Source organism: Candidatus Micrarchaeia archaeon (assembly GCA_041653315.1).
Classification (GTDB): Archaea; Micrarchaeota; Micrarchaeia; order Anstonellales; family JAHKLY01; genus JAHKLY01.
The window spans coordinates 1-24890 of record JBAZFO010000004.1 but is presented as its reverse complement, the minus strand read 5'-3'; the positions used below and the strand labels follow the sequence as shown (position 1 = coordinate 24890).

30 protein-coding genes and 1 tRNA gene are annotated in these 24890 nt (G+C 54.3%); 30 read left to right on the top strand and 1 reads right to left on the bottom strand.

The window, feature by feature from the left end:
- Positions 1-18: 18 nt before the first annotated feature.
- Together WC356_01590 and WC356_01585 are read left to right on the top strand one after the other, a co-directional pair.
- Complete coding sequence (locus WC356_01590; GenBank protein MFA5381827.1) at positions 19-429, top strand: DUF5681 domain-containing protein; 411 nt, start codon at positions 19-21, stop codon at positions 427-429.
- The gene (locus WC356_01585) at positions 422-1462 is read left to right on the top strand and encodes a hypothetical protein (protein ID MFA5381826.1); all 1041 of its coding nucleotides are present in this window, start codon (positions 422-424) and stop codon (positions 1460-1462) included. Before WC356_01590 ends, WC356_01585 begins: the two co-directional genes overlap by 8 nt.
- An 11-nt stretch (positions 1463-1473) precedes the next feature.
- On the opposite strand, the gene WC356_01580 is transcribed toward WC356_01585, so the two are convergent.
- Positions 1474-1869 (bottom strand): hypothetical protein, encoded by a 396-nt coding sequence (locus WC356_01580; protein ID MFA5381825.1) that lies wholly within the window; start codon positions 1867-1869, stop codon positions 1474-1476.
- Positions 1870-2704: 835 nt separating this feature from the next.
- On the opposite strand from WC356_01580, the gene WC356_01575 reads away from it, so the two are divergent.
- From WC356_01575 to WC356_01440, 28 genes are all read left to right on the top strand, one after another.
- A complete protein-coding gene (locus tag WC356_01575) occupies positions 2705-4354 on the top strand; it encodes a helicase-related protein (protein ID MFA5381824.1) in 1650 nt (549 codons plus the stop codon).
- Positions 4351-4851, top strand: coding sequence for a hypothetical protein (locus WC356_01570; protein MFA5381823.1), 501 nt, complete (start codon positions 4351-4353; stop codon positions 4849-4851). Before WC356_01575 ends, WC356_01570 begins: the two co-directional genes overlap by 4 nt.
- Positions 4835-5524 carry a hypothetical protein gene (locus tag WC356_01565; GenBank protein ID MFA5381822.1) on the top strand — a complete coding sequence of 230 codons (690 nt, stop codon included), beginning with the start codon at positions 4835-4837 and terminating at the stop codon, positions 5522-5524. Before WC356_01570 ends, WC356_01565 begins: the two co-directional genes overlap by 17 nt.
- Before the next feature lie 54 nt (positions 5525-5578).
- A complete protein-coding gene (locus WC356_01560) occupies positions 5579-6622 on the top strand; it encodes a site-specific DNA-methyltransferase (GenBank protein ID MFA5381821.1) in 1044 nt (347 codons plus the stop codon).
- A gap of 170 nt (positions 6623-6792) precedes the next feature.
- Positions 6793-7074, top strand: coding sequence for a hypothetical protein (locus tag WC356_01555; protein MFA5381820.1), 282 nt, complete (start codon positions 6793-6795; stop codon positions 7072-7074).
- A gap of 9 nt (positions 7075-7083) precedes the next feature.
- Positions 7084-7260 (top strand): FmdB family zinc ribbon protein, encoded by a 177-nt coding sequence (locus WC356_01550; protein MFA5381819.1) that lies wholly within the window; start codon positions 7084-7086, stop codon positions 7258-7260.
- A 124-nt stretch (positions 7261-7384) separates the two neighbouring features.
- The gene (locus WC356_01545; protein ID MFA5381818.1) at positions 7385-7960 is read left to right on the top strand and encodes an HNH endonuclease; all 576 of its coding nucleotides are present in this window, start codon (positions 7385-7387) and stop codon (positions 7958-7960) included.
- 3 nt (positions 7961-7963) lie between these two features.
- Entirely contained in the window at positions 7964-9409 is a 1446-nt protein-coding gene (locus WC356_01540; protein MFA5381817.1) for a hypothetical protein, read from the top strand.
- 9 nt (positions 9410-9418) lie between these two features.
- Positions 9419-9493 (top strand) — tRNA-Ile (locus WC356_01535).
- Positions 9494-9509: 16 nt separating this feature from the next.
- The gene (locus WC356_01530) at positions 9510-9713 is read left to right on the top strand and encodes a hypothetical protein (protein ID MFA5381816.1); all 204 of its coding nucleotides are present in this window, start codon (positions 9510-9512) and stop codon (positions 9711-9713) included.
- A 5-nt stretch (positions 9714-9718) separates the two neighbouring features.
- Positions 9719-9979, top strand: coding sequence for a hypothetical protein (locus tag WC356_01525; protein ID MFA5381815.1), 261 nt, complete (start codon positions 9719-9721; stop codon positions 9977-9979).
- Between the two features lie 11 nt (positions 9980-9990).
- Positions 9991-11148, top strand: a complete 1158-nt coding sequence (locus WC356_01520) for a PD-(D/E)XK nuclease family protein (GenBank protein ID MFA5381814.1) — start codon at positions 9991-9993, stop codon at positions 11146-11148.
- Between the two features lie 73 nt (positions 11149-11221).
- Positions 11222-11914, top strand: a complete 693-nt coding sequence (locus tag WC356_01515) for a hypothetical protein (protein ID MFA5381813.1) — start codon at positions 11222-11224, stop codon at positions 11912-11914.
- 321 nt (positions 11915-12235) lie between these two features.
- Complete coding sequence (locus tag WC356_01510) at positions 12236-12799, top strand: hypothetical protein (protein ID MFA5381812.1); 564 nt, start codon at positions 12236-12238, stop codon at positions 12797-12799.
- A gap of 81 nt (positions 12800-12880) precedes the next feature.
- The gene (locus WC356_01505; GenBank protein MFA5381811.1) at positions 12881-13378 is read left to right on the top strand and encodes a hypothetical protein; all 498 of its coding nucleotides are present in this window, start codon (positions 12881-12883) and stop codon (positions 13376-13378) included.
- A gap of 171 nt (positions 13379-13549) precedes the next feature.
- A complete protein-coding gene (locus tag WC356_01500) occupies positions 13550-15421 on the top strand; it encodes an ATP-binding protein (protein ID MFA5381810.1) in 1872 nt (623 codons plus the stop codon).
- Positions 15418-15672 (top strand): hypothetical protein, encoded by a 255-nt coding sequence (locus WC356_01495; protein ID MFA5381809.1) that lies wholly within the window; start codon positions 15418-15420, stop codon positions 15670-15672. The genes WC356_01500 and WC356_01495 overlap by 4 nt, the downstream gene beginning before the upstream one ends.
- 214 nt (positions 15673-15886) lie before the next feature.
- Complete coding sequence (locus tag WC356_01490; protein ID MFA5381808.1) at positions 15887-16069, top strand: hypothetical protein; 183 nt, start codon at positions 15887-15889, stop codon at positions 16067-16069.
- Positions 16070-16126: 57 nt separating this feature from the next.
- Entirely contained in the window at positions 16127-16342 is a 216-nt protein-coding gene (locus tag WC356_01485; GenBank protein ID MFA5381807.1) for a hypothetical protein, read from the top strand.
- Between the two features lie 111 nt (positions 16343-16453).
- On the top strand, positions 16454-16804 hold the full coding sequence (locus tag WC356_01480) for a hypothetical protein (GenBank protein MFA5381806.1): 351 nt from the start codon (positions 16454-16456) through the stop codon (positions 16802-16804).
- Positions 16794-16985, top strand: coding sequence for a hypothetical protein (locus WC356_01475; GenBank protein ID MFA5381805.1), 192 nt, complete (start codon positions 16794-16796; stop codon positions 16983-16985). Before WC356_01480 ends, WC356_01475 begins: the two co-directional genes overlap by 11 nt.
- A 1-nt stretch (position 16986) precedes the next feature.
- Complete coding sequence (locus WC356_01470) at positions 16987-18009, top strand: phosphoadenosine phosphosulfate reductase family protein (protein MFA5381804.1); 1023 nt, start codon at positions 16987-16989, stop codon at positions 18007-18009.
- Between the two features lie 247 nt (positions 18010-18256).
- A complete protein-coding gene (locus WC356_01465) occupies positions 18257-21457 on the top strand; it encodes a phage portal protein (GenBank protein MFA5381803.1) in 3201 nt (1066 codons plus the stop codon).
- A complete protein-coding gene (locus WC356_01460) occupies positions 21457-21699 on the top strand; it encodes a hypothetical protein (GenBank protein MFA5381802.1) in 243 nt (80 codons plus the stop codon). Before WC356_01465 ends, WC356_01460 begins: the two co-directional genes overlap by 1 nt.
- Positions 21692-21967 carry a hypothetical protein gene (locus tag WC356_01455; protein ID MFA5381801.1) on the top strand — a complete coding sequence of 92 codons (276 nt, stop codon included), beginning with the start codon at positions 21692-21694 and terminating at the stop codon, positions 21965-21967. Before WC356_01460 ends, WC356_01455 begins: the two co-directional genes overlap by 8 nt.
- On the top strand, positions 21942-23063 hold the full coding sequence (locus tag WC356_01450; GenBank protein ID MFA5381800.1) for a hypothetical protein: 1122 nt from the start codon (positions 21942-21944) through the stop codon (positions 23061-23063). Before WC356_01455 ends, WC356_01450 begins: the two co-directional genes overlap by 26 nt.
- An 8-nt stretch (positions 23064-23071) precedes the next feature.
- Positions 23072-24322 carry a phage major capsid protein gene (locus tag WC356_01445; protein ID MFA5381799.1) on the top strand — a complete coding sequence of 417 codons (1251 nt, stop codon included), beginning with the start codon at positions 23072-23074 and terminating at the stop codon, positions 24320-24322.
- An 81-nt stretch (positions 24323-24403) separates the two neighbouring features.
- The gene (locus WC356_01440; protein MFA5381798.1) at positions 24404-24826 is read left to right on the top strand and encodes a hypothetical protein; all 423 of its coding nucleotides are present in this window, start codon (positions 24404-24406) and stop codon (positions 24824-24826) included.
- Positions 24827-24890: the final 64 nt, after the last annotated feature.

The window sequence follows — 24890 nt, the reverse complement described above, 5'->3', positions numbered from 1 at the left end:
TTAATCAAGGAAAAAACAATGGCCTTTAAAAAAGGACAGTCAGGCAACCCCAGCGGCAAGCCGAAAGGCACCCTCAGTAAGACTACCAAGGCGGCGATGGTTCTTCTGGACGGGGAAGCTGAGGCCCTGACCCGCAAGGCCATAAACAAGGCCAAGAAAGGGGACCCCGTAGCCCTCAAGCTCTGTCTTGAACGGATCATCCCGCTGCGGAGGGAACTCCCCCTGTCGATAAAGCTCCCCAAGGTCGAAACGGTGGCGGACATCCCCAAGGCTATGGCCGCAATTCTCTCCGCAGTATCCAGGGGGCGGATCACCCCCGGCGAGGGGCAGGCGCTGTCGAGCATGATGGAGCTTTACCGGAAGGGACTAGAGCTTACCGAGCTTGAGGCTCGCATGGCCGCCATAGAAGAAAAGCTCCAGTGTGGCTAATCTACGGGGCCGCATTCAAAAGGCCGAGAGCAACAATCTGCTGGGGCAGGAAGAGAGCGAACTCCAAAAGGAAATCGAATATTACCGGGAGCATGGCTTCCGAGACGACAAAGACCTCTTAGGCTTCATCGCCCGGGCCTACCCCGATAAATCCGGCAACCCCCTCACCATCCCCCGGGCTCACGTCTGTGAGCACCATAACTCCCCCGCCGACTACATCTGCGACACCTTCTTTGAGCGCGTCCAGAACTCCATCTGTTGGTCGAACCGGGGCGGCGGCAAAACCCTCCTGGCCGGACTGTGCACCTGGCTTGACAGCGCCTTCAAGGGCGGCTGCTCCACGAAAATCTTAGGGGGCTCACAGGAGCAAAGCAAAAGGGTCTATGAGCACCTGACCGGCGAGGGGGACGGCTGGGGGCTGGTTACGGAGGACTTTCAATACCTGCTTAACGGGGAAATGCTAGCCCAGGGCTCCAAGCTCAACAATCAGTCCAACATCCAAATCCTCACCGCCTCATCCCGGAGCGTCCGGGGCGCGCACCCTCAGAAAATGAAGCTCGACGAGGTTGACGAAATGGACCCGTCGATCTACCAGGCCGCCCTCCTGGTCCCCCAAACGAAACGGGGCATCAAGTCCAGTCTGCAAATCTTCTCCACCATGCACAAGGCTTACGGGCTCATGAACCAGGTAATCACCGAAGCCGATGAAAGGGGCTACCGGGTTTACAAGTGGTGTATTTTTGACGTGATCGAACGGTGTACCCCGGATCGGGAGTGCGCCTTGTGCGAACTTTGGCCGGATTGCCAGGGCAAGGCGCGGGCCGCAGACGGCTTCTACGGAATCGAGGACGCTATCACCAAACGCCGCCAGGTCTCAGTGGATACCTGGAATAGTGAGATGTTGTGCAACAAGCCGAGCCAGGAGGGCTTGATCTACGGAGAGTTCGACTGGCTTTTGCACGTCCAGGACCCGCCCAAACGGGATGATGAGGACCCGGAAGGCGGGGGCGGCGAGGGGGCGGCGGGGCTGTAGCTCGCCTCATCTTATTTTGAATGATACCACTCTATGGGCACCCACCCAATTACACCCTCAAATTTACCCTTAGTGATCATGACTTTATCTAAGCCATAGCTCCAGGAACATTCAAGTAAATCGGCTTCTGTATTTCCTGGTACTAAAGCGGCTGTCCTGGCTATGTATGCAGGTGTCACCCGCTTATTGTTTGCATCATAAATAGCTACGGCCTCCCGGAATGCCTGCGGTGATTTATAGATTATTACCGATTGTTGGCCAGGCACCATTAAAAAGCCCAAAAAGACATAGATCAAAGGGGCAATCAGCTTCTCCGATAATTTCATGACCAAATCCTCCCTCGATGCCTTGATATAAGACCCGCCCATATATTCGGAATATCTCCTATTTATCTTTAAAAAAATCATTCTGTCTTTTCCATTTATTTTTTGATTCGTAACACGCTTTAATCTCTATCGAATTTCTGCAATCCCCGGAAAAACAAAAAAATCAGATTTTTTCTTACCGCAAGGTTATTTTTTGCTTGACACGATCTTACCGCATGGTAAGGTTATGACCATATAAAGCTAATCAAACATACCAGGAGGTTACCAAACACCCACAAAAAACCGAAAAATACAGGGCGGGCGGTGGCAGGGAATGGGCCACCAGCGAAAAAACCCGGAACAGCCGAACCAGGCCAGCCTAACCCCACGAAAACCGAAGCCTGAAATATGGCTCAAAGGCGGGGTGAGAGGGGATAGCAACCCTGGGGCGTAGCGAGCCCAAGAAATTGCAAATGGGGCGCAGAGTTCGCCAGCCGAATCGAGGCCCCTCCTGGTGGGTAGATCGAATCTGCCTCTCCAGGTAGGAGACACAACCGAAAGTGATCTGGCGGCGGACGCCAAGGCGATGAACCTGAACAACCGAGACAATTTAGGGGAGCACGGCCCCGTTAAGCGTGTTGAAGTCAAGACCCGGAAATGAGGCGACCCGTAGGCGGCGCGACGTAGGGAAAGCCCAGGCATGGCCAGCTTATTAACCCCAGGGGTGAAGGGAAGGCCGGCGGAGTACCGAAAGCGTCAAGGACGGGAGGGCAGCCGGGAAGGGCGACAGTGGCGAGAACCTTAACAAGTATGGCTCTGATTTTTGGGGGTAGGACTTCTGGCGGAGACTACCCCTTTTGATGAGCGCCAATGCTCACATATAGCCCCTGGTAACTGGATTGCGTAAGGCAACAGCACCGGGGGTAAGGAGGATGCAGTGATAAGCGTAGAAGGCGACACGATACAGGTAGATTTCAAGGCACCGTTCAGCCTGGAGGATTACCAAGTCTTTCTCAAATCGAAGCAGCTCCCGGAGTGCAACCTGTCCTATGCCTGGGAGACCGACAGTTATCAGCTAAAAACCCCTTCCCGGTTCGCCCATATCTTCGGCCTGGAGGATGTTTACCAAGAAAGAGGGTGGCTTCCCTTCAACCCCAACCTTTTTGATTATCAGGAATGGATTGTCCGGGCACTTTCACTGCCTGCGAAGAGATTTGCTGTGTGGTGTGACACGGGATTGGGCAAGGCGCTTATGATGCTGGAATTGGCCCGCCAAGTGATGCACAAGACGCAGGGTCGGGTACTTCTGATCGTTCCCCTAAACCTGATTCAGCAAACCATAGACGAAACCATAAAATTTTACGGGGTTACTGATTTACAGAACCCGTATTATTTTCCTCCTGAGTATCCGGAAATTACCCAATTGGAATCACAGCAAGCCCTCAGAACCTGGTGTACCGGCCCAGGACCCGGAATCGCCATCATCAACCCCGAAAAGTTTATCCCCCGGAAGGGTGAGGCGGAAACCATCTCGGAATGTCAATGGCTAGCCGGGGCCTTGCTGGATGAGGCCTCCCTTCTCAAGTCGGGCGGGGGCACCATCAAGTGGGCGCTTATCAAGAGTTGCCGGGGCATCGAATACAAATACACCTTCACCGCCACGCCGGCGCCCAATGAGACAATGGAGTACGCCTCTCAGGGGTCTTTCCTGGAAAAGCTGCGCAACGAGGGCGAAATCATCTGGACGTTCTTCTGTCGCACAAAAGACGGCGAATGGAAGGTGAAGGATAACGCCAAGAGCGCCTTCTACCGTTTTCTCTCCGGCTGGTCCATCTACATGCGCAACCCGGCCCGGTACGGCTTCCAGGATCATCTCAAGGACCTGCCGGATCCTGTCACCACAGAATATCGCCTCAAGATTACCCAGGAGCAGTTAGACCTCATTCACCGGCTACCTGACGCTTCCGGCCAGGCGACATTATTTGGCGGTTGGGAAAAGTTGGAGATGGTGCAGCGCATCAAATACTCCGAAATGGCCAAGGGTTTTCTTTATGAGGGGGAGGCAGGCCCGGGCCGCAAGATCATTCCGGTAGCTTCCCATAAGCCTCAGTTCTGCGCTGATTTAGCCCTTAAGGATATGAAAGACGGCCTCAAGGTCCTAATCTGGACCGTCTTCGATGAGGAAAGCCGGATACTCTTCGACCTGCTCAAGGATCATGGCTACCTGGTGGAGATGATTACCGGGAGCCTCCCGAAAAAGGCCCGGTTGCCTATCATCGAACGGTTCCGCAAGGGCGAGAGTGATTGCCTCATCACCAAAGCGCAACTCCTGGGCTACGGCCTAAATTTCCAGGCCTGCGGCTCGAATATCATTTCCGGGTTCAATGATTCGGAAGAGCAGCGTTATCAGCTTGAGCGCCGGTCCTACCGCTACGGCCAAACCAAGGCCGTCAAGATGCACTATCCGTTTATCCCTGAGCTTGAAGGGGTGGTTTATGACAACATCAATCAGAAGCGGCGCCGGACCGCGGAGGAGGTTTGGACGATGGAAGAGAATTACATTCAGGCGCTTAAGGGGGTGTCATGACACAGGGCACCATTTCAATTATCTGCGGTTGCCATTCTCCAGTGCACAGCCTCATGGTGATTCGAGCTTGGCAGCGGCTTTACGGCAAGCTCCCTTCATGGAGAGAAACGATCTGTATATTTCTGCATGATGTGGGCCACTTCGGACTCAACTACCTGAACTCCTATGAAGAGAAGAAAACTCATTGGCGGGCCGGAGCCAGGATTGGGGGAAAATTATTTGGGGAATGGGCATATGACCTTTTGGCGGGACATTGTACGCATAGCGGTCAAGCAAAAAGCAAACTCTACTTTGCTGATAAATTATCCTGGCACTTGGCCCCCAAATGGTGGCTCTGGCTCAATACGATTTTTGAGCCGAAACTGGCCGTCAATTGTGTAACTCGTATGGATGCGGTAATGAGTTTTAAGGCTCAGGTCAGGGAGAGTATTCAAGGCGGACACTTCAAATCAACCCATAGCTTTTATCTGGAGAGACTCAATGGTGGCCGAAAGTAAAGTTTGCGCTTCATGCAAAACCAGTATGCCATTATCAGAGTTTTATGTTGATAAAAGGGCATCCGATGGCCGTTATTCAAGCTGTAAAAAATGCACTAATAAAAGGTCATTGGATTATGCAAAAACTCCCATAGCAGTAGAAAAGAAAAGGCTTAGAAACAACTCACCAAAGATCAAATCAAAAAGGAAAGAATATGAGAAAACCAGAAGGGGCGGCGGCTATTACGAGAAGCCAGAAATAAAGGCTTCAAGAGAAAAGTATTTTTCTAATCCCAAAGTTATCGAGAACCGAAATAAGCAAAGGAGGAAAAAACGCGCTATTGATCATAAATATCGCTTAAGAATGAACGTCAGCTGCTCTATCTGGCAATCATTAAAGCGGTCTGGTAGTAATAAATCAAATACTCATTGGGAAAAACTCGTTGGATATTCATTATCTGACCTTAAAAAGCATCTTGAAAAACTATTTATCCCTGGTATGTCATGGGATAATTATGGAGATTGGCATATAGATCACATAATTCCAGTCTCTAAATTTAACTTTTCTGATCCATCGCATCTCGACTTCAAGAGATGTTGGTCTCTAAAAAACCTTAGACCTCTATGGGCCTTAGATAACCTAAGAAAAAACAACAAAATCGAAAAACCATTTCAACCAATGCTACAACTATGAGAGGTTATTGTGATAGTAGATATTAATATTTATCAAGGTGATTGTATCCCTGGAATGCAACAGTATCTTAAGGATGAAAGCATAGATCACCTTGTTACGTCCATCCCTTTCGGAAGTCTTTTCTCATATAGTCACAAGGGAGAAGATATCGGGAATAATATTGACGGAGTACAGATGCATGAAGGGCAGTTTGCTCTCCACATGAGATTTTTCATTGAACAGGCCTTTCGAGTGTTAAAGCCAGGCTCTATAGCAGCAATCCATGTGCAACAACTTCTTAGATACAAAGTGCAACATGGTTTCCAAGGACTAAGGGATTTCCGCGGTTCCGTTATTGCATTATTTGAAAACCACGGCTTTCAACCTCATGGAGAAGTCGCCATCGTCAAAAATCCCCAGGCGGTAGCCCGGCGCCTCAACCTCCACTCCCTCATGTTCGCCACGGCCTACCGGGATTGTCGAGCCCTGGCCCCGGCCATGAATGATTACGTCCTGTTCTTCAAAAAGCCCGGCGAGGGGGTGCCCCTGCATGGCCTTATCGAAGCCAACCGGGAATTGAAATTGGTGGAGCCCTCTCCGATCCTGGAATACCTACATGACACCGGCTTTAATGGCCACGCGGTCAAGCGGGTGCGACCCGACTACCAGACCATCCCCTATGAGATCGAAACCTGGGAAGAAAATAAGGGGACTCAGGTCAAGACCGTGATCGGCGGCAAGCATATCAACCCGGACGGCTGGTTTACCAAGCTCGACTGGATACGGTGGGCGCACGGGTGCTGGACAGATATCCAGGAAATCGACACCCTGGAAGGCTACAAGAAGTGCAAGGAGAACCAGGAAGAGCGCCACGTATGCCCCTTACAGCTTGAGGTAATCCGCCGCTGCATCAAGCTCTACTCCGCACCGGGCGATACGATTTTAGATCCTTTTGCTGGAATAGGCAGCACTCAATATGTGGCCGTGGAGCAGGGCCGCAACTGCGTAGGCTTTGAACTCAAGGAGTCTTATCATCGCTTCGCCCTGAACAACGTCAATATGGCCCGACAGAAATTCGAGCAACCGGACAAGCCCACCTCCACCCCCATGCTCTTCTGATTTCGGCCTTAGCTATTCAGCGGGCCGGGAAACCGCGGGCAAATAAGGCGGCTGTCGCCTCGAGGTCGAGACAAGTAAATCCGGACGCCTGCGGACATGCCGAAAGATAGCGGCGTAACAATCCCGGGTTGAAGATCGGGGCAATTCTTTTTTAAGGAGGGGTTCGCATAATGCACAAGATTTTCGAGTTAATCAAGGAACTGAACCGGGTGAGCAATGAAGAGACGATTTGGGAGACGGCCCCTGGCATGACTTATTGTTTCGCCCTGGATACCGACGGCCAGTCTTCCAAACTCTGCTGCGGCCCCCTGACCCTGGTGGACGGCCAGGAATTCGACAGCTCCACCACCGCGGAACTCCTGCAGGAAGCGTTAAGTGAACTTGAGGATCATCTCGCGGCCATGCAGTACGCCAAATCGGTATTGGAGAGGGTTCTGAGGGATAACGAATAGGAGGTCTTTATGCCACTTTACGAATATCTCTGTGTAGACTGTGGCGAAAGTGAACAACGGGTGGCCGGGATCGACGATTATACGGCCCTCTGCACCGAGTGTGGCGGGATCATGCTCAGAACGGATGAGGATATCTGGGCGCCGCTTTGGGAGGAACAGTTGAGGCTGGGGGAGGCGGGGCCATGATCGCGCGGTTCTTATTCGGCGCCATCGTGTTCTTTTCGGCCAGCCTCTTGACATTCTGGCTCTGGCCGTGGAAGCCGTTGCAGGTTATCGGGATAATGGCCTTGATGCTACTGGGGGTGGGAGGATGAATAATCAGGCAGGTCTTTGTCAATGTGGATGTGGACAAAAGACTAAAACTGCTAAAAAGAATGATAAGCGCCATGGGCATATTGCAGGTTGTCCAATTAGATTTATTAATGGACATAATTCTAAGGGAAAGGGCAACCCAAGTTGGAATGGTGGTCGGCACATAGATACTTTTGGATATGTTAGGGTTTATTGTTCTGATCACCCCAAGAAACACCGTTCTTCAATGAATGAAGCAAGGCTAATTGCTGAAAGAGTTTTGGGTAAATATCTTCCCGATAAGGCAATAATACACCATAATGATGGGAATAAGATTAATAATAGCCACTGTAATTTGGTAATATGCGAAAGTGTCTCTTACCATATGTTAATACATCAAAGAATAAGGGCGCATAAAGCCTGCGGCCATGCAAGCTGGAGAAAGTGTCAGTTTTGCAAAAAATATGACGCTCCTAATAAATTGTATATAAGTCCTAATGGCCGTAGCAAATACCATGTCCATTGTGCAGTAGAATACAATCGAAAACGACTGTTTCGACATAAGGGTAAGAGGACAAATTTAAAGGAGGATTGAACCATGATTCGCAACTTAACACCTCGCCCCGCCGAAAAAGGCAAGATCAAGATCGGGGGGTTGGGAGAAGAACGGAAAAAGCGGGACGGCCAGGGAACCTACATGCTCCCGGTCAAGTACGATCATTTCGAGATAGTGACCACGCAGCGGGATGCAGCCGGCCGGTTTATCAAGGACACGGCCCTAATGGACCGCCTCATGCAGGCTCAGGGTGCCCAGAAGCTCTTGGAAATCCCAATCCGGCTCCTTTTTGACGATCCCGATTTGAACTTTTTTACCCGGTATGCGGCCTATGGCGGGAAGAGTATCTGGTGTTCCGGGGACGGCGTGGAAGCGGAACGGATTGGCCAGGACGGCAAGTTTTCCTCTATTCCATGCCCCTGCGAACACCTGGAAGCGGGTTACACCGGACAGCCCAAGTGTAAACCCTGGGGAAGTCTGCGCTGCCTGGTAGAGGGTGTCGATAGCGTCGGGGGCATTTGGTCCTTCAAGACCACATCGTGGAATACTGTGAACGCCATTCTTTCCAGCATGGCGCTCATCAAGGCGATCACGGGCGGCCCCCTCTCCGGCATTCCCTTGAGGATGGTGCTTGCTCCTAAGACGGTATCCACCCCGGACGGCAAGAGCATGGTCGCCTATATCGTCTCCCTGGAATACCGGGGGCCGGAAGAAAAGCTGGCCGAACTCGGTTACGAAATCGCCCGGCGCCGGGTTGAGCACCAGATCAGAATGGACACTATCGAGGTAGAGGCCAGGAAGCTCCTTGTCGCCCCCCATCAGGAGTCGGCGGAGGAACAGGAAGCGACCGCGGCGGAGTTCTACCCGGACCCCGCAGAAGTCGAAGAGGGCAAGAAACCGGCCGCACAGGAGCCCCGTAACGGCAAGAAAAAGGCGCAGGCTACCCAACCCACCACGTCCAACCCGGTGCCTCAAACTGAGGCGGAGTCGCAAGCCCAGGAGCCCAGAAACGGCGGTGGCCAGGAAGCCAAATCGACCGATCAATCGACGACCCTCAAGCCCGCGGCTCTCACCCTTCCCGAGCTCATGGACCTGGCAAAAAAGGACAACGCCTGTGTGGACCTCCCCGTCCCCCTGCAAACTTCAAAGGGTGTCCATATCGGGCGCTGGCTCGAGTGGGGGCTCAATATCCGGGAAGAGATGATGATCACCATCGAACTGGTGCCCAACCTCCCCCAGGTGAGCAACGGTTTGACCGCGGACATGATTGCAAAGTCCTTCAAGGAGGCGGGGATTAATCTGGCGATTCATGTGGCCATGGCGGAGCAGGAGGGGCAGGAGCGGATTGCGGGAGGCATTACTTCCCCGGAAGATGCTCTGGCTATGGGCAAAGAAGCTACTGCGGCGGCAATTCATGGCGGCCAGTCCTCGGCGGCGATTCCCAAGGATAAGGGGAATGGGAAAGAGGCGCGCCGGTCATTGTTTTAGTCAACCACCGGTCCTGTAGCTCAATGGTTAGAGCCGACCCCTTATAAGGGTCAGACCCTGGTTCGAGTCCAGGCAGGACTACCAAAAATAGGAGATGTTCATGGAGGCATTCGAGGCAAGTTTATTGCTGGCGACATATATCGAGGCCATGGCGGTCCAGGCAGAAATTGAGGCCATGAAGGCGGCAAACTCAGACCGGGAACGTCGTGGCGAAGTTCAGGCCTATCCTGAGGAAGCCTTCCAGGAAAAGGCCCAATACCTTTTTGCCCTGGTGAATCAGGCCAGGAAACAAGGGATGAGGTAGAGGCTATGTTCAACTACTTCCGCAAACTCCGCAACAACCGCCGCTCCCGGGCGTTCATGATCAAATCGGCCCGGGAATCTATGCAGGCCCTTAACATGGGCGGCCAGGCAAAACTGAGCGACGCGGCAATCGAATCTCTGTGTGTCAATTTCGGCGCGGCCTACCTGCAAGGGCTGGCTTTGGGGAAGCAGTTAAAAGAGGGCACGGCCCGGCTGATAACCGACCTGGCGGACGGCGCGAAGCAAGAGCACCGGCTGGATGGGTAGGAGGAGGATTTATGGCAAAGCCAGCAGCATATTCCTGGTCCGCCTTGGAGATGTTTTTTGGCGGAGAGGTGCATGGGGGATGCCCTCATGCCTTTAAAAAAATCCGTATCGAAAAGATACCGAGAGCAGATTCAGAACCCCTGATCATCGGCAGGGACGCTCATAAGCTGGCCGGTGACTACATCTCCCGGCTGGTGAACACTGAGCAACAGACGGACTGGGATTGGGCTACGGGCCTGCTCACGACCTCAACCCATCCGGACGTGACCGAGATATTCACCCGGTTCTATGAAAACTTCGTTCTCCCGCCCCTGGAGGCCCCCGGCATCGAAAAGAAGCTGGCCTTTAACCGGGCATGGCAGCCGGTGGAATGGTTCGCCAAAGACGCCTTTTTTCGGGCGATTACTGACTTTACCTTTCTGCAGGGCACCCTGGCAGTGGTCATTGATTTTAAGACCAACAGGGCAATCATCAACATCGACCCGGAGCACATCCCCTTGCAGCTAAAAATCTACGGGTGGGCGGTGAAGCAAGCCCTTTACCCCGCCGCTCAGGAGGTCTTACTGCGGCTGCATTTCATGCGTTACGGTGCAGAGCGGGAAACCCTCCTAACCCCCCAGGACCTGGCCACCGTGCCGGCGGAACTCGAAGAAAAGATCGCCATCATCGAAGCGGAGAAGCATTTCGACCCGCGCCCCGGGCACTACTGTTCTATGTGCGGCGTCCAGAGTCATTGCAGCTATATGGCGAATGCCCTGGTGCCCGTGGAAGTAATGGCCCCGGCCTGTCAGGCGGACGCGGTCAAGGCGGCTGGCATCCTCCTGGCCATTAAGGAAATGGAAAAGGCCCTTACCGCCCGGCTCAAGGAATACGTCCAGCAATTCGGTCCGGTCCCGGTGGGCGACCTCATCTATGGCCCGGTGCCCGGCGTCGATTACGACCTGGACCCAAAGACCGTAACTGAACAACTCCTGGAGATGAACTTCCCGGCAGATGACGTCTGGAAAGTGCTCAAGATCGGCAAGACCTCCCTGGACTCAGGCCTGAAATTGATGGGGCTCACCGGCAAGCGGTCCAAGGAGCGCAAGGCCCTGATTGAACGGATCCTGGCGGGGGCCGAACAGAAAGAGACGGAGACGGTGAAATTCCACAAGGCCAAGGAGGTGTGATTCCCCCCAACCGGTCCCGGCCACCCTCCGCAAGGTAAAGGCCGGTCCACTCGAAATATTATAGGAGGCGTAGATGCAAATCACTAAAGAATGGCTCGAAGAAAAATCAGCGTGTCGCTGTGGCCGGAACTGGTTCTTGCAGAATTTTCCCGATGGTGGGGAATACCAAGGCGTCTTGGATAAATTAGCTTCTGATGGCCGAGACGATTGGGCATCATGGCTCTTAGAAAAAGCCGGACCTACCAAGGCAATTCTTGAAGTAAAGGGCAACCTGGAAATTAAAGGAAGCCTCTTTTTTGCAGGCTGCATTAAGGTGGCTGGATTTATCAAAATTGCCAAAAGGCTTGTTTCCGGTTCGGGCATCAAGGCCGGTGAGGGCATCAAGGCCGGTGAGGGCATCGAGGCCGGTGAGGGCATCAAGGCCGGTTGGGGCATCAAGGCCGGTTGGGGCATCGAGGCCGGTTGGGGCATCGAGGCCGGTTCGGGCATCGAGGCCGGTGAGGGCATCGAGGCCGGTGAGGGCATCGAGGCCGGTGAGGGCATCAAGGCCGGTTGGGGCATCGAGGCCGGTGAGGGCATCAAGGCCGGTTCGGGCATCGAGGCCGGTTGGGGCATCGAGGCCGGTGAGGGCATCGAGGCCGGTGAGGATTTTGGTATCTATGCAGGTATCTCTATCCGCATTTCCAATAAGGCAGAATATGCCGTAGTTATCGCTAAAACGCTTCCCGATAACCTCCTGCTCGGTACCTTTCGTCCCATCGAATAATTTTCCGCAACGCCCTCTACCCTTCACGCTGCACGCTGAGGCGGTACACGCTGGGATGCCTGTTTTGATTTCACTCACAGGTTAAGCCGTCGAGGGCAATCGCACTACAGTCATAATATCTGGCGGTAATTCCGGCAACAGGGGTGTGGCCCCGGTATGAATTATTCCAATATGATTTTTGGGCGGGATTTTTCCGCACAAACCTTTTAATGGCCATGGCAGGGCGTGGCAAGACATGGCGCGGTGGGGCAAGGCAACGCGTGGCAAGGCAAGGTTTCAAACTTTAATCCTGCGCAATAGCGCGGCAAGGAGAACATTACTATGAGGCGTATCATTGCAACAATCAAAGGAATTTCTGCCTATTCACAGTCTAAGCACCACGAAACCCCGAAGCTGGAAAGGGAATTGCCCGATGCTTATGAAACCCGGACTTGGCGGGAAAAGACGCACGTTGACGAGACCGGGCACATTATTATTCCGCCCACGGCCTTCAAGAACGGGTTGGCAGCTATCGCCAAATTCTTGAGCATCAAATATGAAGGCCAAAAAACCTACACGAAACACTTTGAAAGCGGGATCATGGTGATGGACCCCATGGTCTTGCCGGTTCTGAAAAGCGAGGTGCAGGGAGAGCGCCTTTTTGTACCGTCCGATGGCAAGCGGGGTGGCGGTAAGCGGGTATGGAAATTCTTTCCGGTTATTCCTGAATGGGGTGGGGACCTGGTCGTCTATGTCCTGGACAATATCATTACCAAGGCGGTCTTTGATAAACATTTGGATGCCATGGGGAAGTTCATCGGTTTGGGTCGCTTTCGGCCCGCAAATAATGGCTTTTATGGCAGGTTCAAGGTAGTGGAAACCGTAGAACTCGAAGAAGAAGATTAAACGTTTTTCTTGGCGGAGCGGCGCTGGGCTCGACACGTCAGGGCTCGGCCGGGCCAGGCAACGCAAGGCAAGGGAGTTTTTATGCAAGACAAAAAGCTATTCAAAATCGGCATTGATGCCCAGGTGCTTTATGATCGGATAATTCAGGTGAACCCTGGGGAAATAATCACCTATGAGGAATTAAACGAGCTAATTGGCCGGGACGTACAGACAGACGCCTATGCAAGCCTGTTCACGGCTCGAAATAAGGCCCGGAGCATTAACAGAAAGGCTTTTGGGGTCATGCCAAACGTCGGCCTAAAGTGTTTGGAAGATGATGAAATCGTAGGAGCCGGGCATAAGGCCCTTGATAGGGCAAGAGGTAGGGCCAGAAATGGGTTTAAGACCTTAATCTGCCTAAATAATTATGCCGGTCTGCCTGACCATCTAAAAATAAAACATAATACTGTAGCTACACTATTGGCGATGGTTAATCGGATAACCAAACCCAAGACAGTTGCAGCTATTGAAGGGGTCATCTCCGAAAAAATGGAGAAATTAACCTTTTCACAGACGCTGGAATTTTTTGAGAAGAAATAGGGATATGTCTTGTCGAGGCAAGGCACGATCGGGTAAGGCCGTGCGCGGCATGGTGGGGCACGGCAAGGCGCGGCGCGGCGCGGCTTGGCTTGGTGGGGCACGACAAGGCAAGGCACGGGCAACAACAGGGGCTGGGGCAACCCGGCCCCTACTTTTTGAAAGGAGGGTATTTTGAAGATTGACAAGATTTCGATCCATAATTTTTTGGCTATCACAGACTTGGAGATGGACCTTTCCGGGGCACCCCTCCACCTTATCGTGGGCGAAAATGAAGCTGGTAAGTCGTCAATCCGGGACGCTATCGCTTACGGTCTCACCGGCCAGGCTCGCGGACTTAAGACCCATGAGCAACAGGCATCCCTCATCAAAGAAGGCGCTAAGGCCGCAGAGGTGGTTATCACCCTTGAGTCCATGCCCGACAGGCACCCGGACAAGCCGCCCCAAATCATCCGCAAGAAGACTCCCAAGACTGCGGCAAGCGTAGTCGGCCCGATCCCCGATGATCAGGTCATGGCGGCGATCCTTTGTGACCCTCTCACGTTTTTGTCCATGGCGGACAAGGAGCGGCGGGGGGTGCTGTTTCGGATGTTGCCGGGATTGAATCCTTCGGCCGCGGAAATTTCAAAAAGGCTTTCGGCCCTTGTTGAGCCCGAAGCCGCCTCAGAGGGCCGCTGGTTAAAGTGCGTACCCGATTTGTCCGACATTGCCGCTGCCCAGGGTTTTAAAGCAGCCGAAACCGAAGCCGTAACCCGCCGCCGCATCGCCAAGCGCACCCGCGACGACGCCCAAGTCCAGGAACCGGAAACCCAACTCACCATCGGGGACACCATCCACATCCTCCCCGATATCCAGCAGGTCGACGTGGAATCAGGACTATCCACCCTCAGGGCCGAACGCGATAAACTCTTAAAGCAGCGCGGCAAAGCTGAAGCCAAGGCCGACAGACTTCCGGACCTGGAGGCGGAGTTGCAGTCCATGGAAGCCGGTGCCCCCGAACCCCCGGAAGAAGGGGAGGTTGAGCGCAGCACAAAGGCCCTGGAAATTAATAAGGGGCTGGTGGCGGACCTGCAAGCCAAGATCACGGCCATGACCGCGGGGTCCGACCCTAAGAGCTTCCCGGCCCTCTGTCCTGTCCATAAAATCGGGTGCCCGAGCGCCGGTAAAGAGGCGGTCCCCGGAACCAAGCCCAAGGACGTAGACCCTGCGGTCCTAAAAAAGGCCCAGACCGACCTGGCCGAACTGCAAAAGAACGTGGCATCCATCGAAGCCGACCTCAAGGAAACCCAACTCGCCCAGGCCGTCTATGACGACTACGGCAAGCAAAAGCAGGTCCTGGAAGCCAAGATCGTCAAGGCCAAGGAAACCCAAACCAAGGCCCAGGACACGGCCGGCATCGATAAACAGATCGCCGCCCTGGACGCCCGGCTGCAAATCGGGCTCGACCTCCTGGACGCGGTACGGGACTTCTGGCGGAAGAAAGACGCGGCAGATGCAGTGGCGGTGAAACTGTCTCAGGCTGACAAGGAGGTGGCCCTTTATGATGCCCTGGCTAAAGCCCTGGCCCCGGAAGGTATCCCCTCACAGCTCGTGTCTGAGGCCCTGGGACCGGTAAATGAGAAGCTGTCGTATGCCTCCGGATATCTGTTCCCGGACTGCGATGAACATGAGCCGGTCCACCTTACCCAAGACCTTGAAGTTTACCGGGGCACGACGCCCTATGTTTTACTCTCGAAATCCGCCAGGTATCGGGTAGGGATTGCATTCCAGTATGCCCTTGCAAACCTGGCCGGTGCGCGCCTCATGCTCATTGATGAGGCGGACATCCTTTCCCCCTTGAACAGAGCCTTTTTGCTTGATTTCATTATGGCCATAAGACAGGATTTTGACGCCGTGTTAATCTTCGCCACCACCGACCACGCCAGGCCCTCGCCCACTCCGTACCTTCAGGTATGGGTGCTCATGGACGGCCAGGTGCAGCCCCTGAATGAGGGATTTGTATTTGAGGACGGGGAGGTTAAGGCGGGGGCCAAGGAGGCGGCATGACCCTATCCCCCGCCCAACTCAGGGTCCTAAAAGCCTTAAATCACCCCGGGGCCGTGGCCTATTTCCGGGAAGTCCGCAACAAAAGCCACCACAAATACGGCCCCGGCTGGATTCTCCCGGCCCTGGAATTTGCCGAAATCAACACCATGCGCGTCTTGTTTGAACGGGGATTAATAAGCGCCCCGGAGGAAGGGAGGGCCGTGATTGCTGCGGCTGGCGTGGAATATCTGATGGTAAGGAGGGCGGCGTGAAAAATTCAGAAACTATACCTGGCACCACCCTACGGGGTAGTAATGGTGACCAGCTGCTTATTGTCAGATATCAACCGAGTGCCTGCACTCAGGACCTCTTTGTGGCGGTTAATCTAACGGCAAATTGCATAGCGGTTCCTGATAACCATGCTATTTGAGCATCGGGGATGAATCTGCTTCAAGCTCTCAAAAAGGCCGGGGCAAGGGAAGCGGCATGAAACCAAAAAAGGTTTTCAAGGCCATGGCCGAAGTCAAACGGCTCATTCTGGCTTATGACGCCCTGGAAGCCCGGGCCAAAGACGATAAGTACGCCTATGACGGCTGCAAGGAAAGCGGAGCCCTGCGACGGGCATCTCTTGACCTCAGCCGGGCACTATCCGATATGAGGAAGGCATGAACATAACCACAGTTCAAAACAAGCCCGGTCGATAGAGGCCGGGTTTAAGGAGGTCTTATGACATTGCAAGTCCTGCCCAACAAATGGGACGGCGAGAAGTTCGAAACCGAGTTTTCTTGCGATCGCTGCGGCAAGTTGGCCACTACGGTTGATATTGATGGGATAATAGCTCTGTGTGCGGTGTGCCTTAATGAGGCGCAGGAGGCGATAAGCAGGGCTATTATGGAAGGACTCAGGGCAGGGAAGGAGCGCCCATGCGCACCCAAATCATGAACATCATGGGTATAGTAGCCTGTTGCGCCCTCCTGGGATTCGTCCTTGTCTTTGTCTGGCTCATCGGGACGGCGTTGTCCCTGGCAATCAGGCCGTGGAGGTAATAAACCAATGATTGACCGTCCCCGACTTAAATATCTACTGCTACTGGCGGCGGATACGATTGAGGCGCATCGGTTCCCCTCCGTTTGCGATAAAGAAATTTACCATGCCATTAACAACAACCTCAAAGAAGAAGAATCCCTGTTCGATGTGTGTCATGAAATGCAAGACGCTATCGGCTATGCCATCCGGTATTGGTTGGCCGATGCAAAGTTTTTCAAGGACAGCATCACGAAGCAATCAGATTGCCCTAATTACCGTGAAGTCTGTACCGGAACCGGGGAGTGTGTATGCGAGATTTGTGCCTGTCCGCGGTTTAGGTGCCCTATGAAGGAACCGGAGATTAAGAATGGGAAATAATGGGCAGCAAATCATCACGATCACCTTTGACCAAAATTGGCGTTTTATCTGCGCCTGGACGGATGACCTGGGCCGTCGCATAGCCAAGTTTGAAGACGGCTCCGGAGATGAGATTGTCTTTGAAGTCGTGGACTCGCAAGCTGCTGAGGCGTTTTTAGAGGCGGCAAGGGCGGTGCAGTGAAATGAGCGGTACAATGATCAATGAAATTCGCCAGCAACTGCGGGAGGTCAACATCGTCTCATTTTCTGGCGGGAAAGACAGCTCGGTTGTTCTGCAAGGGGCCATTACGGCCATTGCGGGGACCGGCAAGGCGCTGCATATAGTCACGTCGGACACCCTCATGGAAATTCCCTATTTCCAGGAATATGTCGAGCATACCAAAGGGCGCATCCAGGCTTATATCGATCAGGTCGGCATCAATGCCAAACTGGTCACGGTCCACCCTGAATTAAGCGGCTCCTTTTGGGTATCCGTCCTGGGCATGGGTTACCCGGCCGCTCACATGGGTTTTAGATGGTGCACGGGGAAGCTCAAAATAGACCCGATCAAAAATTACATCAAGCAGGTTACCGCTGGCCAGGAGTACACCGTCTTTGTCGGGGTCAGAAGCTCTGAGAGCGCCCTGCGGGCCAGGATATACAAGGCCAAGAATTACAAGCCGAACCATTACGCCCCTATCCTGGACTGGACCGCTCATGATGTCTGGGAATACCTCATGACAGAGCCCTGCCCCTGGGGCGACCATACCGACCTGATCAACGTCTATAAATACTCTTCGGACGAGTGCGTCTATGGCGAAAAGGCCGGCGTCTGTGTCGGCAACGCCCGGTATGGCTGTTGGGCCTGCCCGCTGCAGAAATCCACTCAGCTCGAATTGATCGGCTTTCATACCCAGGACGCCGAACGCTACCACGCCTTGAAGGAATTCAAGGAAATCCTGGTCAACACGGCCAACACCAAGGCCTACCGCTCCCGGATCAGACGAAACGGCACGGTCGGTTGCGGCCCCTTCCTGGTGGAGATCAGAAAAAAGCTCTATGCCAAATTAAAGCAGGTGGAACAACTCACCGGCTGGGACCTGATCACTCCGGCAGAAGAGTCGCTTATAAAAAATCATTGGCAGATAGATCGGGAGATTCACAATATCCCCGACAACACCCAACCCATGTTGTTCGGTGTGGCGCAGTGTCACGACATGACGTAACATGACGCCACATGACGTAACACTTTCAGCCGGGGCCCTTCGGGGCTCCGGCTCTTTTTTTTGCTCAAAACCCCCACGTCAAATATCATGCCAAAAAATCCCAAGGGCCGTCCTGGCCCGGAAAATACCCTCTCCACAAAATGAGTTCGCCTGAATAATCAATCCATTACCCTACATCAATAAAAATCCCCAAAATCACAAATGCCCTGTGACATAATATGATTTTTTCCCCGATAGTTTTTCCTATATGGGACTCATCAGCCGGGGATTCGACTACATCCAGAGATTAAGCGGTTTCGGAGACGGGGGCGCTGGGGCAGGCCGTGACCTGGTAGTGCGCCAGGCCGACCCCGCCACCCTCACCTCCCCCAACTTCGGCGCCATCGAGCAGATGTTCTTCGCCACTCCCTTCACCGGATGGTCGCACCTCCTGAGCGGCGTCACGCGCCCCTACGCCCAACACGTCTGGGTCTATGCCTGTGTTAATGCCATCTCCCAGAACATCGCCGGGGTGCCCCTGAGCTTCTACACCGGTACCAAAAAGGACAAGCGCCTGGTCGAGTCCGGCCCCCTGGTGAAGCTCTTTGAAACTCCGAATCCCATGATGAGCACGTACCAGCTTATCGAAGCTACCCTGATCTTCCTGGGGATCACCGGGGAGTCTATCTATATCCTGGACCGGGAAAATGCCACCCAAGTTCCCAAGGAAATCTGGACCTTTCATCCGGGCCGCTTTCAGCACGTTCCCGGCGAGGGCGGCCTGATCCGGGGCTGGATTTATCGTGGTAAGACGAAGCCGCTCCCGCTACTGCCCCATGAGGTTGTCCATATCAAGCGGTTCAATCCCTACGATGATTACCGGGGGCTCTCCCCTCTTGAGGTTGCCCGACTGAGCCTTGAACAGGATTACTACGCCGCCAAATACAACCGGAACTTTTTCGTCAACGGGGCACAGCCGGGCGGGGTCCTGGAGAGTAAAGAAAACCTCATACAAGAGGAGTTCGACCGTCTCCTGGCTCAATGGAACGACCGGCACCAGGGCGTCGATAAGGCCCATGAGATAGCCCTCCTGGAAGGCGGGATCACCTATAAACAGACCGGTATATCCCAATCTGACATGCTCTTCCTGGAGGGACGCAAGCTCAACCGGGATGAAATATTGGGCGGCATCTACAAGGTCCCCAAAGGCGAGCTTGGCATCGAGGATGATACCGGGTCCTACGCCAAGGATAAGGTGGCCCGGAAACGCTTTTGGGAGACAACCCTCGACCCGTACATGACCCTGATTGAAATGGGGTTATGGGGCCAGCTTTGCCATACCATCACGGGGGGGGTCTGGCCGGAGTTCGACCGCAAATCCATCCCGGCCCTACAGGAAGATCGGGACATACTCCTGGGCCAGGCTCAAAAGTTGTTCGCTATGGGCTACCCGGCCAACGTGATTAACGAGCATCTGGACATGGGCCTCCCGGAGATCGACGGCGGCAATGTTGGTTACCTCCCTTTCAACTTGCAGCCGGCCGGTTCAATTCAGGCCCCGGCCCCGGCCGCCGAACCTCAGAAAGCACAGGTATTGTCAGTCCAGGACTTACCCCGCAAGGCCCTCCCGGCCCCGGCCCGGCGCGACGCCAAGAGCTACTGGCAGAAGTACAACAAGCTGCGCACCGCCATAGAAGAGAAATTCCGGGGGAAGATCAAAAGCTATTTCTATGATCAGCGCAAGCTCCAGCTCAAGCTCATCTCCGACAAGCTGGGCGACAAGGGCCTTGTACGGGAAACTCCGATGGACCCCGACGACCTCCTGTTTAACCTGACAGAGGCAAACGGCAAGCTCAGGGCTAAAATCTGGCCGCTCTACCTGAACGCCGGACAGGAAGCCGGGAGCGATATTTACGCCGAGCTGGGCGTTGATGCTGGCGAGTTCGTCATTCAGGACAGCGCCGCCCTGGAGGTATTGCAGGACAAGCTCATCAAGGTCGTGCAGATCAACGACCTGACCCGGGAAAAGCTCCGGGAGACTATCTCTGAGGGGCTGGCAAATACCGAGTCGGCGGGGCAGTTGCAGGAGCGCGTTCGCGAGGTCTTCAATTTCACTGAATCCCGGAGCCTGACCATCGCCAGGACCGAAACGGGCCAGTGCATGGCCGCGGCCCGTGATGCGGCCATGGACAAGCTCAAGGTTGAAAACATCGAGTGGGGCACGGCGGGGGACGGCGAGGTCCGGGACACCCATGCAGCGCAGGCCGGGATGCAGCGTAAGCGGGGACAGACCTTCCCGAACGGCTGCCGGTATCCTTGCGACCCGGAGGGCACGGCGGGGGAAGTGATTAGCTGCTTTGTTGATCACCAAATTCCAATCTTTACGGATAGTGGATGGAAATCTATTGGCAAGATTCGCCCCGGGGATATGGTTTTGACTCACCAAAACCGCTTTAGAAAAGTCACCCGCCTTTCTCCCCAACTGTCTTACATGGGCGAAGTAATTAGGCTAATTCCGACAGGAGACCGGGAAAAAAGCAAGCGTGGCATAACCATTACGCCAAACCACCGCTTTTTAATGGCTGACGGTTCCTGGAAACATGCCCACGATATTCAGCCTGGTAACAAGATCATGGTCATGGCCGCTTTCTGTAAATATTGCGGCGCCCCAATTCCTTATTGGCTTGGCTACTGCAACCGTTCCTGTCTGAGCAAGAAGATTACCGATGGGCAATGGAGTAGCCCGGCCCACCGGGAAAATATAAGTCGAAAAACCAGTGCTCAACTAAATCGAGAATATGCGGCAGGAGTCAGGGAACCGGATGAAATTACTAAGAAGGCCCGGGAAGTTGCCTTTGGCAAATATGGCCCAGGCGGGTTTTTTGCCGCGGTTGACCGAACCCCAGGAAGCGATTTTCATAAAAAAGTGTTGAGGGGGATTGAGCAAAAATGGGGTTCTCGGCTTGAGATGTTAAAAGCTGGGGCCTTCAAGGCAATGGGGCGCGCCTCATGGAAAGGCTCAAGCCTGGAAAGAAGTATGGCTAGGTTTCTTAAAAAGAAGGGGCTCCCTTTTAAGCAACAATTCTGCATAGGCCGTCGCCGGATAGATTTTTATTGTCCGGAAGACAAACTGTTCATTGAATGCGATTCTGCTGCTTTCCATTCTGACCAGCAGAAAGACCGTCGCCGCGATCTTGAAATTTTGACCCAATATCCAGATCATCAGATAGCGCACGTTTTTTACGGTAATCCGGGCGGTCCTGAATGGGAATATTTTAACCTACTTACCCTCAACCATGCCGGAACTTATGAGCAGGTAGCGGTTGAGATTACGGAAGTCAAGATATGGGGACTTAAAAAATCGCGCCGTCTTTATAACTTTGCAGTAGAAGAAGATGAAAGCTATATCGCCAAAGGTTTTGTTTCACACAACTGCCGTTGCGTGGGCATTCCTGTGGTGGGTGAATAATGAGCGCTGACCGATTTTTATGCAAGGGCTATGGGGTGGAAATGAGCTTCTTTCATTGCCTCGAAAATCAGTTGAGCGATTTCTGTCTTCCTGATTTCCCCTGTCATACCTGCGAGGCGCCCTTGACCATCAATCCGGCCCCGCGGCGGCAACCGGCCATGAAGATCAGATATCCGAAAGATTGGGCCAACATGACGCCGGCGGTGCGGCGGTCCTACCAGAAGGGGGCTGCGGATGTCTGAGCGCTGCGGCGTCAAGATCAACCCTCATATCCTGGCTATCCTGTTCAAGGCCGGGATCACGATTTCCGGGGAAACCTTCAGGATTCGACTGGTTGAGGATGCCGTCCCTGCCGGGCTCGACCTGGTTAATGCGTTTCAGGACCCCGAAACCAAGGAATTTGTCTTCATATTCGGCCAGGTAGGCGAGAGAGTCTCCACCCCCGTCACCTGGCTAACGCCGATTTATGAGAAGGAGGATGGCCATGAAGCTAACCCACAAGGCACTTGATTTTCAGGTCCGCCAGGTCGGCAACCCGGAAGATCGGATCTTGGAATTCATCGGCTCCACGGCGGACGTGGACCGCTACGGCGATATCATCGAGGTGGAAGGCTGGGACCTGAAGCACTACCTGAAAAATCCTCAGTTCCTGTGGGCTCACAATTACAGCGTCCCCCCGGTGGGTACGACCCGGAAGGTTGCTAAGGCGGACGGGGTACTGGCCTTCCAAGTCTATTTTCCCAAGGATGAAGAAGTCAACGTAGCCGGCTGGCCTTCCCATGTCCCGACGCCGGAGACGGTCTACAAGCTCTACCTGGGAGGCTTCTTACGGGCCACCTCTGTCGGGTTCCAGGGTATGGAATGGGAGCCGATCTTGGGCGAACCGGATGAACAGGGCTATCGGCCCCGGACGGGCACCAAATACACGAAGCAGGACCTCTACGAACTCTCCGCCGTGCCGGTGCCAGCGAACCCCTACGCCCTGATGAATGCGGTGCAGAAGGGGGTGATTTCGGAAGATCAGGCCAATGCACTTGATCTGTCGGAATACGGAACTTGCAAATGCAGGACCTGCGGGGCCGAATTTCCGGCGGGGACGGTACATATCTGTGCGCCTGTTGACGAAAAGACCGGGGAAGACCTTATTGCGGACCTCCGCAAAAAGGTGGCCGACCTTGGGGCCGAGCTTGCCGAAACCAAAGCACAGGTCCCCCTCACAATGTCCCTGGTTCTAGATGAAAAGCAGCTTGAGGCGATTAGAAAGGATTCCCTGAAATTATTTCATGAGCAATTCGACAAGCAACTCGACATTTCGATTATTTCCAAAGCCGGGGCCGTCCTTTCCGCCAAGAACAAGACGGCCTTAAAGAACGCCCAAGCCATGATCCAACAGGTTCTGGATTCGGCGGCAGCGGAAGAAGGCAAGGACGCGTCACCCGAAAATAAAACCGGAAAAGAAAGCATTTACTCTCTCGCGTTGAACCCCGGCGAACAGCCTCATGGGGAGAGACAAGCGGGAGAGGCGGAAGAAGCAGAAGCGGGAGCGGAAATAGAAGAACTGCGCACTTTAACCCAAAACCTGCACCTTACGGTGTGCAAATCATAGGAGCCGATATGGATAAAATCAAGGAACTCCTCGCAGATATTCAGGCCAAACTCGCCGAGACGGTAAAGGGTGTTGACGACAAGCCCCTCACCATTCTCGACGCCTTCAAAATGTTCCCCGAACTCCAGACCAAATACGGGGAACTGGAAACCCGCCTCAAGGAAATCGAAACCCAGGGCAAGACCCGTAAGTGGGCCGATGTGCCCGGGCTGGACCTGGAGAAAAAGTCTTTCTCCATCTGCCGGGCATTGCGGGCTATCCGCTCCGGCAAGGCCATGGATGAATGGGACGCTTTCGGTGCCGGCCTGGAGGCGGAGGTCTTCAAAACCACCAAAGCCATGAGCACCGGGACCGACAGCGAAGGCGGCTATCTGGTCCCCATGCAAGCCATGCCGGAGTTTATCGAGATGTTCAGGGAAGAGGCTGTCTGTGTGCGCATGGGTGCCCGGCTCATTTCCGGCCTGGTGAGCGCCCCGGTGGTCTTCGCTAAGCAGACTGGCGGCGCCAGCTTCTACTGGACCGGCGAAAACAAGGAAATCATCGCCTCCATGCTGGAAGTCGGCCAGCTCAAGATGGTGCCCAAGAAACTCACCGGCATGGTGCAAATCAGCAATGAACTGGTGCGCATGTCCAGCCCGGACGCTGAATCCATGGTGCGCCAGGACCTGGCGATGGGCGCGGCCCTGGCAGTGGACACGGCGGGCCTGCGGGGCATCGGTTCCGAGAACCAGCCCCTGGGGGTGGCCAATACTTCGGGGATCAATACCGTGACCCTGGGCACCGGCTCCGGGGCAGTCCCCGACTTTGTCAATCCCTGGCCCGACATGGAGTATGAACTGTCGGTTGACAAGGCCCTGCGCGGCAAGCTGGGTTTCATCTTCCATCCGGCTATCAAGCGGGTGCTCAAGAAGTTGCGTAACCCGTATTTCTCCGGCGACACTGGCGGCGAGTACCCCATGCTGCCCTTGACCGATGCGCAGTTGCAGGCGGTCCTGGGTTATCCCTTTGCCAACACCACGGAACTCCCCATTAACCTGGTGACCGGCGGCTCCACCAACTGCACGGAGATTTTCTTCGGCAATTGGGCGGAAATGCTCATCGGCCAGTGGCTGGGGTTTGAAATCCTGGGCTCCAACGTGGCCGGTACTTCCTTCGCCTTCGATCAGACCTGGGTGCGGATCATCACTCAGGTGGACATCGCCCTGCGGCACGCCGAGAGCTTCTGTCTCTGCAACACCGCCCGGATCGCCGCGGCCTAACCCCGATAAACCCTGAAAGGGGGTCAGGCTGCCAGAGAGGGTTCCGGTCCCCGTTACCATATAGCATAAGGAGAAACGCAAATGCCGAAATATACCGCACACGAAGAAATCAAGGCGATTCATAGCCTTTTACCTCAGTCTCTCCAGGTCGGGGCCAATGAGGGTGCCGGAGTGGATTGTCGGGGCTTCGATGAGGCCCTGATTGTTATTGCCGCCGGCGCAGTAACCGGGTCTGGCTCCCACGTCTTTAAGGTCCAGGAATCGGGAGACAACGCCGTCGCTGACGCCTACGCCGACGTTACCGACGCCGCCTTCACGGCCATTACCGCAAGCAACGACAACACCGTCTACGTGGGCCGGGTGAACCTGCGGGAACGGCAACGCTATCTCCGGGTCCTAGATACGGGCGGAGTGGCGGTTATGGAAGGCGCTGCCGTCATCATCCTCATGGCCGCCGCCATCCTGCCGGTGACTCAGGTTAACGACGTGGAGTTCAGCGTTTAAGGGGCCGATAATGCAGCAACAGGCGACACAGGCGGTTTACCGGGTCAAGGCGGGCTACTCAATC